The 17,593-nt window shown below is 67.2% G+C and carries 18 protein-coding genes; 11 read left to right on the top strand and 7 right to left on the bottom strand.

Annotated features, from left to right (window positions below):
- The first annotated feature begins 535 nt into the window (after positions 1 to 535).
- Positions 536 to 1,198 (top strand): transglycosylase family protein, encoded by a 663-nt coding sequence (locus tag AB0P21_RS15190; protein WP_363697016.1) that lies wholly within the window; start codon positions 536 to 538, stop codon positions 1,196 to 1,198.
- A gap of 52 nt (positions 1,199 to 1,250) precedes the next feature.
- Here the strand turns inward: AB0P21_RS15190 and AB0P21_RS15185 are convergent, their stop codons facing one another.
- The 3 genes from AB0P21_RS15185 to AB0P21_RS15175 are packed head-to-tail and all read right to left on the bottom strand — an operon-like array spanning position 1,251 to position 3,104.
- Complete coding sequence (locus tag AB0P21_RS15185) at positions 1,251 to 1,898, bottom strand: class I SAM-dependent methyltransferase (RefSeq protein ID WP_363697014.1); 648 nt, start codon at positions 1,896 to 1,898, stop codon at positions 1,251 to 1,253.
- Between the two features lie 7 nt (positions 1,899 to 1,905).
- Positions 1,906 to 2,553: a Pr6Pr family membrane protein gene (locus tag AB0P21_RS15180; RefSeq protein ID WP_363697012.1), complete on the bottom strand. Its 648-nt coding sequence runs from the start codon at positions 2,551 to 2,553 to the stop codon at positions 1,906 to 1,908.
- Positions 2,550 to 3,104, bottom strand: a complete 555-nt coding sequence (locus tag AB0P21_RS15175; protein WP_363697010.1) for a 2TM domain-containing protein — start codon at positions 3,102 to 3,104, stop codon at positions 2,550 to 2,552. The genes AB0P21_RS15180 and AB0P21_RS15175 overlap by 4 nt, the downstream gene beginning before the upstream one ends.
- A gap of 75 nt (positions 3,105 to 3,179) precedes the next feature.
- Between AB0P21_RS15175 and AB0P21_RS15170 the strand changes: the two genes are divergently transcribed.
- The 3 genes from AB0P21_RS15170 to AB0P21_RS15160 all read left to right on the top strand — a co-directional run bounded on the left by AB0P21_RS15170 (position 3,180) and on the right by AB0P21_RS15160 (position 6,509).
- The gene (locus AB0P21_RS15170; protein WP_363697008.1) at positions 3,180 to 3,779 is read left to right on the top strand and encodes a TetR family transcriptional regulator C-terminal domain-containing protein; all 600 of its coding nucleotides are present in this window, start codon (positions 3,180 to 3,182) and stop codon (positions 3,777 to 3,779) included.
- Positions 3,780 to 3,852: 73 nt separating this feature from the next.
- Entirely contained in the window at positions 3,853 to 4,371 is a 519-nt protein-coding gene (locus AB0P21_RS15165; RefSeq protein WP_363697006.1) for an AAA family ATPase, read from the top strand.
- A gap of 32 nt (positions 4,372 to 4,403) precedes the next feature.
- Entirely contained in the window at positions 4,404 to 6,509 is a 2,106-nt protein-coding gene (locus AB0P21_RS15160) for a molybdopterin-dependent oxidoreductase (protein WP_363697004.1), read from the top strand.
- Between the two features lie 80 nt (positions 6,510 to 6,589).
- On the opposite strand, the gene AB0P21_RS15155 is transcribed toward AB0P21_RS15160, so the two are convergent.
- Positions 6,590 to 7,603, bottom strand: a complete 1,014-nt coding sequence (locus tag AB0P21_RS15155; protein ID WP_363697003.1) for a LacI family DNA-binding transcriptional regulator — start codon at positions 7,601 to 7,603, stop codon at positions 6,590 to 6,592.
- Between the two features lie 450 nt (positions 7,604 to 8,053).
- Entirely contained in the window at positions 8,054 to 8,404 is a 351-nt protein-coding gene (locus AB0P21_RS15150; protein ID WP_363697001.1) for a DUF4279 domain-containing protein, read from the bottom strand.
- Positions 8,405 to 8,652: 248 nt separating this feature from the next.
- Here AB0P21_RS15150 and AB0P21_RS15145 point away from each other — a divergent pair, with 248 nt between their 5' ends.
- From AB0P21_RS15145 to AB0P21_RS15125, 5 genes are all read left to right on the top strand, one after another.
- The gene (locus AB0P21_RS15145; protein ID WP_363696999.1) at positions 8,653 to 9,399 is read left to right on the top strand and encodes a sugar phosphate isomerase/epimerase; all 747 of its coding nucleotides are present in this window, start codon (positions 8,653 to 8,655) and stop codon (positions 9,397 to 9,399) included.
- Positions 9,396 to 10,493, top strand: coding sequence for a Gfo/Idh/MocA family oxidoreductase (locus tag AB0P21_RS15140; RefSeq protein ID WP_363696998.1), 1,098 nt, complete (start codon positions 9,396 to 9,398; stop codon positions 10,491 to 10,493). Before AB0P21_RS15145 ends, AB0P21_RS15140 begins: the two co-directional genes overlap by 4 nt.
- 13 nt (positions 10,494 to 10,506) lie before the next feature.
- Positions 10,507 to 11,118: an SGNH/GDSL hydrolase family protein gene (locus AB0P21_RS15135; RefSeq protein ID WP_363696996.1), complete on the top strand. Its 612-nt coding sequence runs from the start codon at positions 10,507 to 10,509 to the stop codon at positions 11,116 to 11,118.
- A gap of 54 nt (positions 11,119 to 11,172) precedes the next feature.
- Positions 11,173 to 13,671 carry a glycoside hydrolase family 2 protein gene (locus tag AB0P21_RS15130; RefSeq protein ID WP_363696993.1) on the top strand — a complete coding sequence of 833 codons (2,499 nt, stop codon included), beginning with the start codon at positions 11,173 to 11,175 and terminating at the stop codon, positions 13,669 to 13,671.
- 67 nt (positions 13,672 to 13,738) lie between these two features.
- Positions 13,739 to 14,494, top strand: a complete 756-nt coding sequence (locus tag AB0P21_RS15125; protein WP_363696991.1) for a 3D domain-containing protein — start codon at positions 13,739 to 13,741, stop codon at positions 14,492 to 14,494.
- On the opposite strand, the gene AB0P21_RS15120 is transcribed toward AB0P21_RS15125, so the two are convergent.
- Positions 14,495 to 14,905, bottom strand: a complete 411-nt coding sequence (locus tag AB0P21_RS15120) for a type II toxin-antitoxin system VapC family toxin (protein WP_363696989.1) — start codon at positions 14,903 to 14,905, stop codon at positions 14,495 to 14,497.
- Positions 14,905 to 15,183 carry a ribbon-helix-helix protein, CopG family gene (locus tag AB0P21_RS15115; RefSeq protein WP_363696987.1) on the bottom strand — a complete coding sequence of 93 codons (279 nt, stop codon included), beginning with the start codon at positions 15,181 to 15,183 and terminating at the stop codon, positions 14,905 to 14,907. Before AB0P21_RS15115 ends, AB0P21_RS15120 begins: the two co-directional genes overlap by 1 nt.
- Before the next feature lie 57 nt (positions 15,184 to 15,240).
- On the opposite strand from AB0P21_RS15115, the gene AB0P21_RS15110 reads away from it, so the two are divergent.
- Together AB0P21_RS15110 and AB0P21_RS15105 are read left to right on the top strand one after the other, a co-directional pair.
- On the top strand, positions 15,241 to 16,176 hold the full coding sequence (locus AB0P21_RS15110; protein WP_363696985.1) for a polysaccharide deacetylase family protein: 936 nt from the start codon (positions 15,241 to 15,243) through the stop codon (positions 16,174 to 16,176).
- A gap of 51 nt (positions 16,177 to 16,227) precedes the next feature.
- Positions 16,228 to 17,589 carry an APC family permease gene (locus AB0P21_RS15105; RefSeq protein WP_363696983.1) on the top strand — a complete coding sequence of 454 codons (1,362 nt, stop codon included), beginning with the start codon at positions 16,228 to 16,230 and terminating at the stop codon, positions 17,587 to 17,589.
- Positions 17,590 to 17,593: the final 4 nt, after the last annotated feature.

The following is a 17,593-nucleotide window of genomic DNA, read 5'->3' as shown; positions in this document are numbered from 1 at the left end:
CCGCCCAGGCAGCGCTGCGCCCCATCCTTCCCTCAACGAGCGAACCGCCCGGAGGGCACGCGGCAATCCGGGCAGCGCCCTGAAGCAAGCGCTTGTCCAAGGGGTGAGAACTGCCGCTTGAAACGACCTCTTCCAGGCGGGAAACCGTTCTGTTGTTGGGTTTTCGGGATCTTCGAAGTCTGCGAAATCTTCTGCCCAACCCCAGATCGCTCTTGCATTCGGCCGATTCGTTGGGCACGATGGGCCGGTCACGTCGTTACCTACGCGTGATCATTCGGACGCTGTCCTGTGATCTGCCCGGATGACCGTCCCCTGCACCCCGAAGGGAGTGGTACCTCACCAGACTGCGGAGCCCGGTGCGCCCGATCCCTGCGATCAGGCCGATGATCCGAGCCATACGCACCCAGGTGATGACCACCTTCACCTCGCCCCGGCCGCACTTGCCCGGGTCCGGGGTTCTCGGGGCAAGTGCGCGGCTGCGTCATGCCGGGTCGGAGAAGTTCACCATGCCCAGCTCATGAGGAGCAGAATTCTGATGTCCAAAGCTCGACACGCCCGCCCCCGTCGAAGTAGTACCCGCCGGGTCGTCCGGACCCTCTCCATCGCCGGCCTCGGAGCCGGGATCACCGCCGCGGGCGCGGGAGGTGCGTTCGCCGCCGACTACAAGGTCAAGGCCGGCGACACCCTCTCCGAGATCGCCCAGGCCACCGGCGCCGACTGGCACCAGCTGGCCAAGCTGAACAATCTCGAGAACCCGGACCTGATCCTGATCGGCCAGACCCTCAAGCTCGACGGCGCCCCCTCCACCGCCGTCCGGCAGACGAAGAAGCGGGCCGTCGCCCAGAAGGGCTCCGCGCAGAAGCCCCGGACGGTGAAGAAGACGACCAAGACGGTGAAGAAGACCGTCCGCAAGGCGCGTGCGACCCGCTCGGACGACCGCCCCTCGACCGGCAGCAAGGCCAACCTGAGCGGTGCCTGGGCCAAGGTCGCGAACTGCGAGTCGAGCGGCAACCCGAAGGCCGTGAACCCGGCCGGCTACTACGGGCTGTTCCAGTTCGATCTGCAGACCTGGCGCAGCGTCGGCGGCACCGGCAACCCGGCCAAGGCGTCGGCGGCCGAGCAGCTGATGCGGGCGAAGAAGCTGTACTCCCAGCGGGGCGCGTCCCCGTGGCCGGTGTGCGGCAAGTACCTGCGCTGACCCCCTCACCGTGGCCCGCGGGCGGACCCCGAAACTCGCCCGCGGCCGCGGTTCAGCGCTTGAGCACCAGCATCTTGTCGGCGCCGACCTGGAACTCGTACGGGACCTTCCGGATCTCGGAGCGCACCGGTCGTACGGCGTCGAGCAACTCCGGCAGGTAGTCGACCGGTTCACCGGCGCCCTGCTGGACCAACGGGAAGATCCGTACTTCGTCGCGACTGACCCGGATCAGCTCACGCAACGCGGCCAGGTGCCAGTCACGGCCGTACTGGTCGGCCCAGGTGAAGAGCAGGTGCGAACACAGCACCAGGTCGAAGCGCCCGTCCTCGAACGGCAACATCGGCAGGCTGCCCGCGACGTACCGATCGGGTGCCACTGCCACGTCCTGCAGGAAGCGATCGGCCGCTTCGATCCGCAGATCGTCCTTGCGAGCAGGGTCGCCGTACCAACTCCAGGTGAAGCTGCTCGCGTGCTCGTCGACGATCTGCGCGCTGTCCGGGAGGCTTCGCCGTACGGTGTCGAGAAGCTCAGCCGCCGGCAACGCGTACGCCGGATCGACGGCGACCGCGTCGACGCCCCGAGCCGCCGCCTCAGCGGTGAAGCTCGAACCACCGGCACAGCAGTCGAGCACCGATCCAGGCAGCTCGGACAGGTCGAACATCGCTGCGTACTCCTGGTACGAGCGAGACGTCACCAACACGTGGGCACTACCTCTCGACGGTTTGTCTCCCGATCCGGCGGTCGAGAAGAGTCGCCCCGGCAGCCAGAGCCAGGAACAGTAGCGCCACGAACAGACAGTTCAGGAGCACCTGTCCATAACCGTGCAGGCTGACATCGGTGAACGGGTACGGATAGAAGCCGGTGGCCTCGCCGCGGATCAGCGTGAACGCGATCCAGAGCAGCGGGAAGACGACCGACCAGGCGACGATCCGACCGCTGGTCTGTCGACGAGGGCCGTACAACAGCCATCCCAGTACGCCGAGCAGCGGCGTGGCCGTGTGGACCAGGAGATTCCCGACCCAGGCCAGGCCTTGCAGATCGTCACTGCCGGCCAGCACCAGGTGGTAGATGATGCCCGTCACCGCGATGCAGAGCACGCCGTTGAGCCGCAGCGTCCTGAACAAGGTGCTTTCCTGCCGGCCTGCTCCGAGAGCGAGCAACAGGCAGGTCACGCCGAGCAGCAGGTTGGACTGGATCGTGAAGTAGGCGAAGACGTTGAGCACCCGCTCGGGGTTCTCCTTGTAGAACCCCTCGCCGCCGGTGGAGGTCGCCGCCGTGATGGTCTGCATCACCACACCGATCGCGACCACGAGTGCGGTGATCCCGTGCCAGACCCGTCCTGCCGCCGTTGTCATACTCGCAATGTACGACTTTCGGACTGCTCTTTCTCGTCGACATCACCGGTGTAGCTGAACGAGACGATCCCATCGATCACCAGCACGATGGTCCAGGGCCAGGCCGTGCCGAGCAGCGCGTCGAACCCCTTGCCGGACAGCAGCCCCAGCGCGATCATCACGCCGACACCCACGACGTACGCGAGCACGTGCCGGTACCAGCCCTGACGCTCGTGCAGCGCCTTCTCCCGGGTGCCCTTCTTCGGCTTGACCGGCCGTGGCGCACCCGCGAACTTGTACGCCGCCCAGCCGTCGGCCCACTTCAGGCTGCGATGACCGAAGCCGACACTGACGCCGATGAAGATCGCGGCCAGCGCGTGCTTGCCCGACGGCTCTCCCCCGGACCGGATGTCGATCACGCTGGCGATCAGCATCACCACATCCACCAGCGGGACCATCGCGAGCAGCACCATCCCCAACCGTGGCAGCCGCAGCAGGTAGCGCGTCACCATCCCGGCGGCGAGCAGGACCCAGAAGCCGATCTCACAGCCGGCGATCACAGCGAGCAGCACGGGACTCTCCCTCTCAGTTATTCTGCACGGTCGTGTTAATACAGCGACTCTAACACGGGTGTGCTAAAAAGAGCCATGCCAAAGATCGTCGACCACGACGCCCGCCGCGAGGAGATCGCCCAGGCGCTGTGGCGGGTGGTCCGCCGCGACGGCATCCGGGCCGCGTCCGTCCGCACCGTCGCCGCCGAGGCCGGCTGGTCCGCCGGCGCCGTCCGCTACTACTTCCCCGACCAGGACGGGCTGATCAAGTTCGCGATGGACCTGGTCTCCCGCCGGGTCGGCGAACGGATCAGCGCGATCGAGTCCACCGGTACGCCGACCGAGATCGTCCTGCGCTATCTCGAGGAGGTGATCCCGCTCGACACCGAGCGGCAGGCCGAGTTCGACATCTGGCTCTCGTTCATCGCCCAGGCACAGGCCGAGTCCGGCGCCGGCGGCCTGCGCGAACTGCTCGGCCCGGTCCACCAAGGGCTGCGCGGCCTGTGCGAAACGCTGCTGCACAAGCTGTCGGAGGCCGGCGTACTTCGTCCTGACCTGACGCTCGAACTGGAGATCGATCGTTTGCACGGACTGGTCGACGGACTCTCCATGCACGCGGCCATCCAGCCGCGGTACTCCACCCCGGAGCGAGTTCGCGAGATCCTGCGCGCGCACCTGCAGGAACTACAGCCTTGATCCTGTTGTCCAGCAGGCAAAGAAGATGGACAAAGGCTGACTAAAAGGCGGTCCCGCGTGGCACGATCCCCTCATGGAGACCGAGGGGGTGATCGTCGTCAGCGGGATCATGGCGGCCGGCAAATCCACTGTCTCCCAATTGCTCGCCGAGCGGTTCCAGTACGGCGTCCATCTGCGCGGTGACGTGTTCCGCCGGATGATCGTCAGCGGCAAGGCCTCGTCGGCGATCGAGAACGGCGCCGAGGCGCAGAAACAGCTCAAGCTGCAGTACCGGCTCGCCTGCCAGGTCGCCGACGGGTACGCGGAGGGCGGCTTCACCGTAGTACTCGAGGACGTGGTAATCGGCGAGCTGCTGCGGGAGTTCCTCGACGGCATCCAGACCCGCCCGCGGTACCTGGTGGTGCTGACACCCCGGCCCGACGTGATCCATGACCGGCTCGGCTACGGCCACGAGCATTCGGTCGACGAGCTCGACTACGAGCTGCACGCCTTCAGCCCGCGCCGCGGCCTGTGGCTGGACAACTCCGACCTGTCACCGCACGAGACCGTCGACGCCATCCTCGGCCGACTCGACGAGGCGAAGTTCGAGTAGTCGCCGCGGCTACTCAGGAGTAGTTTGGCTGGATGGCGACCGTACGGCGTACTTCGTGCAACCTGTGTGAGGCCATCTGCGGCGTGCTCGTGACCGTCGAGGGCGGACGCGTCACCGACATCCGCGGCGACGAGGCGGACCCGCTGTCCCGCGGGCACATCTGCCCGAAGGCGGTGGCGCTGCGCGACCTGCAGGAGGATCGCGACCGGCTGACACAACCAGTACGGCGTACTGCCACCGGCTGGGAAGAGCTGGGGTGGGACGAGGCCTTCTCCTATGTCGCCGCTCGACTGCGCGCGGTGCAGTCGGCGTCCGGGCGGAACTCGATCGGCGTCTATCTCGGCAACCCGAACGTGCACAGCGTCGGCGCGATGACGCACATGCCGACGGTGGTCCGGCTGCTGAAGACGCGGAACCGGTTCAGCGCGACGTCGGTCGATCAGTTGCCGCACATGCTCGCCGTGCATCTGCTCTACGGGCATCAGTTGATGGTGCCGGTGGCGGACATCGACCGGACGTCGTACCTGCTGATGCTCGGCGCCAATCCGCTGGCCTCGAACGGCAGCATGATGACCGCGCCGGGGTTCGGGCGGCGGCTCAAGGAGATGCAGAAGCGAGGCGGACGGGTCGTGGTGATCGATCCGCGCCGGACCGAGACCGCGGCGGTGGCCGATGAGCATCACTTCGTCCGGCCCGGTACGGATGCTGCGTTCCTGCTGGCATTGATTCACCAGATCTTGGCGGACGGCGCGGCGACGCCGGCGGAGTACGTGGATGGGCTTTCCGTCGTTGAGTCGGTGACGCGCGAGTGGACGCCGGAGCGGGCGGCCGCGGTGACGGGGATCGCGGCGGACGACATCCGGCGGATCGCGCGGGAGTTCGCGGCTGCCGAGACGGCGGCTTGTTACGGGCGGCTCGGGGTCTCGACGCAACAGTTCGGCGCGCTGTGTCAGTGGGCGGTCCAGGTACTCAACATCATCACCGGGAATCTCGACCGGCCGGGCGGGTCGATGTTCCCGCGGCCGGCGGTCGACACGCTTCGTGGGATCGGGCGCGGGCACATCGGGGTCTGGAAGAGCCGGGTGCGGTCGCTGCCCGAGTTCGGCGGGGAGTTGCCGGCGTCGGTGATGGCCGAGGAGATCCTGACGCCGGGCGACGGGCAGATCCGCGCGATGGTGACGATCGCGGGCAATCCGGTGCTGTCCACGCCCAACGGCCGGCGGCTCGACGAGGCGCTGGAGACGCTGGACTTCATGGTCTGCGTGGACCCGTACATCAACGAGACGACCCGGCATGCCGACGTGATCCTGCCGCCGACACCGCCGTTGGAACGCGATCACTACGACCTGGCGTTTCATGCACTCGCAGTACGGAACACGGCGCGGTGGAACGACGCGGTACTGCCTCGGCCGTCGGAGTCGCGACACGACTGGGAGATCTTGCGCGGACTGGGGTTGGCGTTGTTGCGCAGTACGCCGCCTGGTCGCGCGAAGGCGCTCACCTCTTTACGTCTTCGCCTGTCACCACGGCGCATTGTCGATCTGGGTCTGCGGATCGGGCCCTATCGACTCTCGGTGCGCACGCTGCGGAAGTCGGCCGGCGGAGTCGACCTCGGCCCGCTGCAACCGGCGTTGCCCGGCGCTCTCTACACGAAGACGAAGCGGATCGATCTCGCGCAACCGATGATCCTCGACGATCTCCCGCGGGCATTATCGACGTTGTTCTCGGGTGATGCCGACGACGGCCTGCTGTTGATCGGCCGCCGGCACCTGCGCAGCAACAACTCCTGGATGCACAACTCGGCCCGCCTGGTGAAGGGCAAGCCGCGGCATCAGCTCCTGATGAACCCGGACGACCTCCGCTCCCGCGACCTCACCGACGGCCAGCTGGTCAAGATCACCTCGGCGGCCGGGTCGATCTCAGTAGAGGTTGCCTCCAGCAACGACATGATGCCCGGCGTGGTCAGCCTGCCGCACGGCTTCGGCCACAACCGCTCAGGCGCGCGCCTGTCGGTGGCCAACCAGGTGGCCGGTGTGAGCGCCAACGACATCACCGACAGCGCCTTCACCGATCCCGTCGCCGGCACGGCGGCGCTCAACGGCGTACCGGTCACGGTGGTAGCAGCGCCAGGCGTCTGACCAGCCAGCCCGCCTATTCCGCGCCCACCTCACCCTTCCTCCGCGCTCGGCGGACGCAGTCCGCCGAGCGCGGAGTTCATTCAGGCGGGCGGCGGCCCCGAGCTTCCCCGGACCACCAACGCAGGCGTGGAGTACAGATGCGACTCAGGTAACGCACCTTCCATCAACTCGAACAACCGATGCGCGACCTCAGCCCCATACGCAACGATGTTGTGGCTCATCGCGGTCAGCGTCGGATGCGTCACCCGGCACAACGTCGAGTCGTCCCAGGCGACCAGCGTGACATCGTCCGGCGAGCGCAGCCCGAGCTCGTTGACCACCGCCAGCCCGGCGACGGCCATCAGGTCGTTGTCGAAGATGATCGCCGTCGGCCGGTCCGCGCCGGTCAGCAACTCCCGGGTCGCCGCGGCTCCTCCCTCACCGGAGAAGTCGGTGTAGACGACCCGAGCGTCCAGCCCCAACCGCCGGCCGACCGCCGCGAACGCCTTGTCGCGGATCCAGACATGACCATGATCAGGCGGCCCGGCCACCCGGCCGACCGTCCGATGCCCGAGCGACGCGACGTGCTCGACGGCGGCGTACATCGCCGTCGTCCCGTCGGTCCAGACACAAGCCAACCCGTCCGCGAGCGCCGGATCCCCGACCAGCACCGCAGGCAGTTCGAGCTTGCGCAGCAGGGGGATCCGCGGATCGTCGACCCGCAGGTCGACCACCAGCACCCCGTCCACCCTGCGCTCGGCAGCCCACTTCCGGTACGTCGCCATCTCGTCCTCCAGATCGGGCACGACCTGCAGGGCGAGCGCGTACGACCGCTCACTCAGCACGGACTCCACGCCACCGACGAAGCCCATGTAGAACGGTTCCTCACTCAGGGTCTTGGCGGTCCTCGCCAACACCAGACCGAACGTCTCGCTGCGCGCGGCCGACAACTGCCGGGCCGCCCGATTGGGCACCCACTCCAACTCCTCGGCGACCTTGAGCACCCGAGCCCGGGTAGCCTCACTGACCCCCGGCTGGTTGTTCAGCGCGTACGACACCGCGCCTTTGGAGACGCCGGCCCGTCGGGCAATCTCCTTGATCGTGATTCGGGGCACGATGGCCTCCTTCGAACGGGCGGTCCGAACCGTGACGGGCGGTCCGGTAGGCCCTCATTCTGCGGCTCCCGTGTACTCCCCGTCTCTAGGTAAACGCTTGCCACCACGGAGGGTGGCCATTTGATCGAACAGCAGCGGTCTGGATACGGAACGTGATCGAGTAACTACAGGTGCACGGAGAGGCAGCTAAGGACCACCCAAACACCACAAGAAAGAAGACCAAAGACAACGGCAGAAAGATTCAGAAAGAGAAAGAAAAGAGAGGGTCGGACCACCGCTGGGGTTCAGGTCGCGAGCCGGCTTACCGCTGGTCCTAGGCGTGAGATGCCCGAGCGGAGCGTTCGCGGCGGACCACCCGCAGGTACTCGACTCCCCGCGACCAACGCGAGGCTCAGTCACCCAGGTACTGGTCGATATCCAGGTAGCCCTTCGCGGTGGACAGCCAGGCGATCAGGGCCGGGCTGAGAAAATGCCTACTTGCTGGGGGTCCTTGCGGTCATTGACGTCCTGGACGATATCGAGGGCGACAGTCGCGTCGGTGGTGTCGACCAATTGGCCGAGTGCCTGCGCGAACTCCTGACCCCAGCCGAGCACCATGGGCTCCAGATCTTCGGGCCGCGGGTTGGGGTGAGTCGTCTCTACGTTGCGGACCCATGACGTGTGCGGCCTGGGTGGCGCCTCGGGACGCCAGGTGCTCCCGATCGGCCTTGCGGTGTCTGGCTCGACACCGAGCCGCTCCGAGATCTCGTCCGGCAGCAACACCCTGCTGGTCACCCGGAGGTACATCTTGAAGGCGTTCATCGGACTCGATGGCCGAGGATCGGATTGCGGGGGAAGCAAGCAAACATGGAGTCATTGTGAGACCACGTCGGCACCAGCGGCCGGTAAGCGTTTGCCTTCAAGGGGTGAAGGTGGCTCGACTGGTGGTTACGGGGTGGTCGAGATGGGCAGGCTGGGATAGGCTGCGGCGAGTTACTTAACCGGTTCGGCACGTCCAGTCCGGGGGCTTCCATGGGCAGCGGGAGACCCTGAAACGAGGAGAGAAAAACATGGTCGCAGTGGACAACCTGTCCTTACAGCTCTACACGGTCCGGTACAAGCTGGAGGAGGACTTCGACGCCACGCTGGCCCGCATCGCTGAGATCGGGTACCGGCAGGTCGAGCCCTTCGGTGTCGTCGGCCTGGCCGACCAGCTGGCCGAGGCGCTGCCCAAGTACGGTCTGTCGGCTCCCACCACGCACGCGGGGCTGCTCCGGGAGGAGTCCGGGCCGATCTTCGAGGTGGCCAAGAAGCTCGGCATCAGCACCGTCATCGACCCGTACGTCGACCCGGCGCGCTGGCAGTCCGCGGACGACATCCTGGCGACGGCCGCGGCGCTGAACGAGGCCGCGAAGGAAGCGGCCGACCACGGCATCACGGTCGGCTACCACAACCACCACTTCGAGCTGGAGTCCGTCATCGACGGGGTGCACGGCCTGGAGATCCTGGCCGACAACCTGTCCGACGACGTCGTCCTCGAGCTCGACACGTACTGGGCCGCGGTCGGCGGGGCCGACGTACCGGCGCTGCTCGCCCGGCTCGGTGACCGGGTGAAGGCGCTGCACATCAAGGACGGCGACGGCACCCTGAACAACAAGGCGCAGGTCGCGGTCGGCGCCGGCAGCATCGCGGTCAACGACATCCTCGCCGCCTCGCCGGGCACCCTGCGTGTGGTCGAGCTCGACGACTTCGAGGGCGACATCTTCGACGCCGTCGCGGGGAGCTTCGCCTACCTCACCGGGGAGGACGTTGCATGAGCGCTGTCGGTGTAGGGGTGATCGGCGCCGGAGTGATCTCCGACGCCTACATCAAGAGCATGCAGAGCTTCCCCGACCTCAAGGTGGTCGCGATCGGCGACCTGCGCCCGGAAGCGGCGGAGGCGAAGGCAGCGGAGTACGGGATCGAGAGCCACGGCGGCCCCGAGTCCGTGCTCGGCCACCCCGACGTGGAGATCGTGGTCAACCTGACCATCCCGATCGCGCACGTCGAGGTCGCCCTGGCAGCCGTTGCCGCAGGCAAGCACGTGTGGAGCGAGAAGCCGTTCTCGCTCGACCAGGAGAGCGGCCTCAAGCTGCTCGAGACCGCCAAGGACGCGGGGCTGCGGCTCGGCTGCGCGCCCGACACCATCCTCGGCCCGGGCCTGCAGGAGTCGCGCCGGATCATCGAGCGCGGTGACATCGGTACGCCGTTGACCGCGTTGACGCTGATGCAGTCCCCCGGCCCCGAGTCCTGGCACCCGAACCCGGCCTTCCTCTTCCAGGAAGGCGCCGGTCCGCTCTGGGACATCGGCCCATACTACCTGACGACGCTCGTGCAGCTGTTCGGCCCGGTCGCGGCCGTGGCCGGGATCGGCTCGAAGTCGCGGGAGAAGCGCACGATCGGCTCCGGCCCGCTGGAGGGCACGGACTTCGACGTGACGGTGCCGACGCACGTCAGCGCGATCGCGCGGTTCGAGTCGGGGCAGTCGTCGCAGAGCATCTTCAGCTTCGACTCGCCGCTGTCGCGGGGCGGGTTCGTGGAGATCACCGGGTCGGACGCGACGCTGGCCGTGCCGGACCCGAACCGCTTCGACGGTGAGATCAAGATCCGCCGCCGCGGCGCCGAGGACTGGGAGGTTCTCGAGACCACCGAGGCGACCGCCGAGCGCGGTACCGGCGTACTGGAGATGGCTCGGGCGATCCGCGAGGACCGTCCGCACCGGGCCACCGGGGCGCTCGCGTTCCACGTGGTCGACGTGATGTCGTCGATCACCGAGTCGATCGACACCGGCAACTTCGTCGACGTCACCAGCACCGTCGAGGTCCCGCCCGTCCTGCCGGACGACTGGGACGTGCAGGCCACCACGATCTGATGGCAACCCTGCTGTGACAGCTCTCCTGGATCCCCGGCGGACCTTCGTGTTCGCCGGGGACTCCGTCACCGACTGCGGCCGCCGAGGCGATCCGGCCGGACTAGGCGACGGCTACGTGAAGAACCTGTACGACGCCTTCGGCTCGCAGCGGCCGCGGATCGTCAACGCCGGCATCTCCGGCCACCGCGCGGCCGACCTCGCGGCGCGCTGGCAGACCGACGTGATCGCGGAGCAGCCGGACCTCGTCTCGGTGCTGATCGGCATCAACGACACCTGGCGCCGGTACGACGAGGACGACCCGACCTCGGCCGAGGCATTCGAGCACTCGTACCGCGAACTGCTCGACAGCGTCACTCACACCGCGCAGCTCGTGCTGGTCGAGCCGTTTCTCCTGGCAGTGAAGGAGGAGCAGCACCTATGGCGGGAAGACCTCGACCCCAAGATCGACGTCGTACGGCGCCTCGCCGCGGAGTACGGCGCGCTGTTGGTGCCGGCCGATGTGGAGTTCAACCGGCAAGCAGCGGCAGTAGGTGCTACCGCCCTCGCCGACGACGGCGTGCACCCGACCGCCGCCGGCCATCAACTCCTCGCCGACCTGTGGCAGCGCACTGTCCTGAGCAGCTGACATAGGCTTTCTTTAGTTCGTCAAGTAACCCGTTCCGACAGAGAGAGCCTTCCTGTGACATCTACGCTCCGGACCGTTTCGTTGACCACCGAGGGTGGGGCCGCCTGGACCGTGCAGGCGGCGGAGGGCCCGGTGCCGGAGCGGAACAGTGCGTTGCTCACCGCGCCCGTCGCGGCGACCGTTCCGGGCGAGGTCTACAGCGATCTGCTGACCGCCGGTGTCATCCCCGATCCGTTCGACGGGGACAACGAGGGCAAGTTGCACTGGATCGGCAAGACCAGCTGGAGCTACCGGACCACCTTCGAGTGGGAGCCGGACCAGCACGTCATCCAGGAGCTCGTCGCCGACGGGCTGGACACGGCAGCAACGGTGACGCTCAACGGCACCGAGCTCGGCAAAACCTGGAACCAGCACCGGTCGTACCGGTTCCCGATCACCGGGCTTCTGGTTGCTGGCAGCAATGAATTGGTGATCGAGTTCGCCTCGCCGGTGGAGACGGCCCACCAGCTGCGGGAAGCGTCCGGCATGTGGCCGCACACGAATCTCCATCCCTACAACGCGATTCGCAAGATGGCCAGCAACTTCGGCTGGGACTGGGGGATCGACGTCGCGACCGCCGGCATCTGGCGGCCGCTGCGGATCGAGTCCTGGACCGGTGTCCGGATCGACTCGGTCCGGCCGCTCGCCGGCCTGGACGGCGACTACGGTGTACTGGACACCCGGATCTCCCTCGCCTGGTCAGGTGACGGCGAGCCCGGTGACGAGGCAACCATCTTGGTGGAGGCCGGCGGCACCACCAGCCGGCTGACCGTTCCCGTTGGCACCATCGAGACAGACCTCAGCTCGACGATCGATGCCGTCGGCAAGTGGTGGCCGCGCGGGCATGGCGAGCAACCCCTGTACGACGTCAGCGTCTCCGTGGTCGCCGGCGCCCAGAAGGACGACTGGCAAGGCCGGGTCGGCTTCCGGACCGTCACCATGAACGTTGCCCCGGACAAGGACGGCGGACCGTTCGTGCTGTCGGTCAACGGCAAACCGATCTACATCCACGGCGCCAACTGGATCCCGGACGACGCGCTGTTCACCCGGCAGACCCGGGCGACCTACGAGCGCAGCATCCGGGACGCGATCGACGCCAACATGAACCTGCTCCGGGTCTGGGGCGGCGGCATCTACGAGAGCGACGACTTCTACGGCGTCTGCGACGAGCTGGGCGTACTCGTCTGGCAGGACTTCCTGTTCGCCTGCGCCGCGTACTCCGAGGACGAGCCGCTGTGGAGCGAGGTCGAGGCGGAGGCCCGCGAAGCCGTCACCCGGCTGAGCAGCCACGCCAGCCTCGCGCTCTGGAACGGCAACAACGAGAACATCTGGGGCTACGTCGAGTGGGGCTGGCGCGAGCCGCTGGCCGGCCGGGCGTGGGGCGAGGGCTACTACCTGGACCTCCTCCCCCGCATCGTCGCCGAGCTCGACCCCCGTACGCCGTACTCCGCGGGCAGCCCGTTCTCCTACGACCGCTACATCCACCCCAACGACGAGCGCAACGGCACCATGCACATCTGGGACGTGTGGAACCAGGTCGACTACTCGACCTACCGCAAGTACAAGCCGCGCTTCGTCTCCGAGTTCGGTTTCCAGGGCCCGCCGGCCTGGTCGACCCTCACGAGTGTCGTGCACGACCAGCCGCTCGACCCGTACGGCGAGCAGATGCTCGTGCACCAGAAGGCCTTCGAGGGCAACCTCAAGCTCGAACGCGGCCTCGGCGACCACCTGCCGAAGTGGCGGTCGATGGACGACTGGCACTGGACCACCCAGCTCAACCAGGCCCGGGCGATTGCCTATGGCATCGAACACTTCCGCAGCCTGTTCCCGCTCAACACCGGCGCGATCGTGTGGCAGCTCAACGACAACTGGCCGGTCGTCTCCTGGGCAGCTGTCGACGGCCACGGCATCCGGAAGCCCTTGTGGCACACGCTGAAGCGGGTGTACTCCGATCGCCTGCTGTCCGTGCAGCCGCGCGAGGACGAGCTTGTAGTTGCCGCACACAACGATACTGATGTTGCCTGGAGCACCGAGGTGACGGCGACGCGTCGTAGTACGGCCAATGGGAGCGAGGCGTTGGCCAGCGAGACGTTTGTCCTGGAGGTCGGCGCTCGCGACGCGGTACTCAACTCATTGCCCGAGTCCGTCGCCACTCCGGGCGACCCGACGAGCGAGTACGTCGAAGTACGGGCTGCGGACGGCAGTACGGCGTACTGGTACTTCGTCGAGGACACGCAACTGCGGGTCGAGGCCGCCCCCTACTCAGCGCAGGTCACGCCGACAGACGACGGGTACGACGTCACCGTGACGGCGACCGCGCTGGCCAAGGATCTCGCGCTGTTCCCGGACCGGTTGGACGCCGCGGCCCGGGTCGACAGTTGCCTGGTCACCTTGAGCGCGGGCGAGTCGCACACCTTCCACGTCACCGGCGCGGCCGCTCCGGTCACGCCGATCGACAAGCCGGTACTCCGCTCCGCCAACGACCTGCTGGCTTTAAGACAACTCCTTGACTAACTGATCGCCAGGCCTCCTACTGGGTGCTGACACCTCTGGTTCCGCCCCCGTTGGAGGTCTGTTCACCATGCCCAAATCCCAGTGTTTCAAGGCGATCGCGGTCGCCTTCCTGAGCATCGCCACCCTGGTGGTCGCTCCGGCAACCGCCTCGGCCGCACTCCCTGTCTGCCAGCACTTCTACACCGGACCGATCCCCGACCGGCCGATCTCCGGCGGTCACGGCAACGGCACCGTCGCACCGGCGTACAGCGTGGCCGGGCGCCTGCCCGCGCCGACCGGCATCAACGGCGGCCTAGGCACCGATGGCAAGGTGACCTTCACCTTCAACCGGGTAGCCGGCGCCAAGGCGTACCGGGCCTTCAAGAACGGCCAAGCGCTGCAGTGGATCAGCGACTGGGGCCAGCCGACCCTGCAGGTCACCGACGCCTCACCCTGCACCGGCGCCCACTACCAGGTCTACGCGATGTCACAGGAAGACACCGCCGCCACGTCGATCGGCCAGATCACCACGTCATTCCGGCTCAACGCCGCCAACCGCCTGGCCGCCTTCACCCTCGCCGCGGGCACGACCTTCAACTACCGCGTCTCGGCCTACAACGACGTCGCCCAGACCGCCCTCGGCTACAACGCCGGCACCGGCATCTGCGCCGTCGACGCCCGCATCATCCCGTGGGGCACCCGCCTCTACGTCCCCGGCTACGGCCACTGCTACGCCGCCGACATCGGCAGCTGGATCAAGGACGACATCGTCGACGTCTGGTTCCCCCCGGGCCCCGCCGCCGACAATTGGGGAATCCAACGCCTCAACCTCGTCGTGGAGTAGCTAGTCGCGCCCCGGCATCGCAACGGCGAGAGCGTTCCGGCGGCACGCGTCAGCCAACCGATCGTCGTACGTGACAACGAGGTCCGCATCGATCAGCACGGCCGTCGCCAGATGGATCGCATCCAGACTGCGCAGGATCAACGGCTCGATCCGGCGGGCAACGCTGATCACATCGGCCGACATCGGACGCTCGTCGATGCCGGACATCGCTCCCTCGATCAGCTCTCCCGCGTCGTCCGCCGACTTCACCCGAGCGAGTACGACGCGGGAGACCTCCACCCAGGCAAGCGAAGAAGACGCCAGGAGATCCGTTCGCGAGTAGTGCTCGTCCAGAAACTCCACCAGTGCGTCGGATTCCGCTTCGGCGACCACTCTCTTGATCAGCGCACTGCTGTCCACATAGATGTGCATCAGAAGCGATCATCCCGATCGAGCAGCCCCAGGCTGTCGACGTCCTTCGGAAGCCGAAGCCGCGGCGTCACCTTCCGGTAGGCAACTCGCGCGGGGATCACTCGGTGGGCCGCCCTCGCGCTGTCGCGATCGCTGACCGGGACCTCTTCGCCACCGACCAGGTGGAGATGACGGGCGACCGCCTCCCGGAGGATCTCCTGCTGCGACTTTCCGGTGCGATCGGCCTCAGCCTGCAGCGCTGATGCCACCTCTGGAGTGAGTCTCAGATTCACGGCCATGGTCAAATGGTACCGCGTGTGGCACCACCAATGGTACCGCTGGCATACTCGTGGCCTGTGACTGTTCACTGGGGGATCAGGCTCGCTGCGCTTGCCGCGGCAGCGTCGGTGGTACTGGCCGGCTGTGGTGATACCGCCGCGCCTCCCGGGACAGCAGCCGGTACGCCGACTCTCGGCGGGCCAGGTGCCCAGGCAACGACCGGTACGCCGCCCATCGGCACCCTGGCCCCCAGCCCGACGCCGAGCACGCCGCCACCCAGCACACCCACACCGAGCACCCCCAGCTCGACGCAACGACCGGGTGAGTCGCATGAGACCAACCTGATGCCAGTGGTCCAGCACGGCCCGCGGGACAAGAAGCGGGTCGCCCTCACCTTCGATGCCGATCTCACCGCGGTCATGCGCAAGCGGCTGCAGCGCGGGAAGGTGAAGTCGTACTACAACGAGCCCCTGATCACCACGCTGCGTAAGGAACAGGTCCCGGCCACCCTGTTCCTCACCGGCATGTGGATGGAGCAGTACCCCGACCGCACCCGCGAACTGGCTGCCGACCCGCTGTTCGAGCTCGGCACGCACACCTATGACCACAAGGGCTTCACCAAGCACTGCTACACCTTGGGCACTGTGGCGCCGCAGGACATGCTCGCTGACGTGCGCAAGGCAGTCACCCTGCTCGACCGGCTCGATGACCATGCCACCAGGTGGTTCCGGTTCCCCGGCGGCTGTTACGACGGCACTGCCCTTCACGAACTCGCAGCGGCCGGTGTGACAGCGGTCGGCCTCGACGTACCGGGGGCCGACGGGTTCGCCAAGTCGCCCAAGCCGATCGTCAAGCAGGTGCTCGGCAAGGTCCAGAACGGCTCGATCGTCGTGCTGCACATGCACGGCGGCGACAATGCGCCGTACACGGACGAGGCGATCACCCCGATCATCACCGGACTGCGGACGCGCGGCTTCGAGTTCGTCACAGTCACCGAACTCATGCAGGGCTGACGACGGCGCCTGCCGGACTGCGGACCCATGGGGTGGCACCCTGGGGGGACGATGACGACGACAGCTGATTCGCGGTCCCGTGGGCGCAGCCTGCGACGGGATACGCTGGGACTGGGCACGTCTACCGCGATCGGGATCTCCTCCTCCGCACCGGCGTACTCGCTGGCTGTGGCGGTCGGACTACTCGTCGCGTACGTCGGTGCCGCCACTCCCCTGGTACTGGCCCTGTCCGCGATCCCGGTGATCCTGGTCGCGCTCTGCTTCCGGGAGCTGAACAGGACCGAGCCCAACTGCGGCACCACGTTCCCCTGGACCTCCAAGGCGTTCGGCCTGGGGATCGGCCGCATGGTCGGCTGGACCACGGTGATGGCCTGCGTGCTCGTCATGAGCAACCTGGCGCAGGTCGCCTCGGTCTACACCTATCTACTGTTCGGCCTAGACGGCGCTGCCGACTCCCGCATCGCACAAGCCGGTCTGGGCGCAGTGTTCATCATCGGGATGGCAGTGCTCGCCTACCGCGGCATCCGGGTCGCCGCCTGGACCCAGGCGCTGCTGCTGACGATCGAGGTAGTCGCGCTGCTCTGGTTCGCGATCAACGCCTTCCAGGAGGCCGGCACGCTCAGCATCCCGTTGTCGACGGCCACTGGTGAGAGGTCGTGGGCAACTGGCGTACTGGTTGCCGTGTTCCTCTACTGGGGCTGGGACTCGTCCTTCAGCGTCAACGAGGAGACCCGCGACCCCAAGCGCACTCCTGCGATCGCTGCGCTCATCGCCAACGGCTTCCTGATCGTCCTGTACGCCGTAGTCGCGTGGTCCGCCGTCGCCTACGCAGGAGTCGGCCCGCTGGCCGACATCGCCGACGACGACTTCTTCTACGTCCTCAGCAACGACCTACTCGGTACTGCGGGCGGCAAGCTGCTGGTCGGCGCAGTACTGGTCTCGGCCCTCGCCTCCACCCAGACGACGATCCTGCCGACCGCCCGGACCATGCTGTCGATGGCAAGGCGCGACGCGTTCCCAGGACAGTTCGCCCGGATCTCCACTCGCTTCCACACCCCCAGCGTGTCCACCCTGGTCTTCGCGGTCGCCAGCCTGGTCATCTACGTGACGCTGGTGCTCACCTCGGACGCCCTGCTGGCTGACGCCGTCGGCGCCGTCTCCGTGCTGGTGTCGATCTACTACCTCGCCACTGCGCTCGCAGTACCGGTCTACTTCAGCGGTGAGATCAGGGGCCGGGTGCTGCAGCGTGCGGTCGTCCCCCTGCTGGCGGCGGCGTCGTTCGTCGTAGTACTGGTGCTGGCTGTCTCGGACGTGGGTACCGGGCCGCTGGTTGTGGTGGGTGTAACGATGGTGGTGGGCGCGCTGATCATGTTCTCGATGAAGCCGCCGGCCGAGGGGGAAGGCAAGGCATGAGTCA

It is taken from the genome of Kribbella sp. NPDC056861, assembly GCF_040687575.1.
Classification (GTDB): domain Bacteria; phylum Actinomycetota; class Actinomycetes; order Propionibacteriales; family Kribbellaceae; genus Kribbella.
This window is presented reverse-complemented; position numbering and strand designations above follow the sequence as displayed.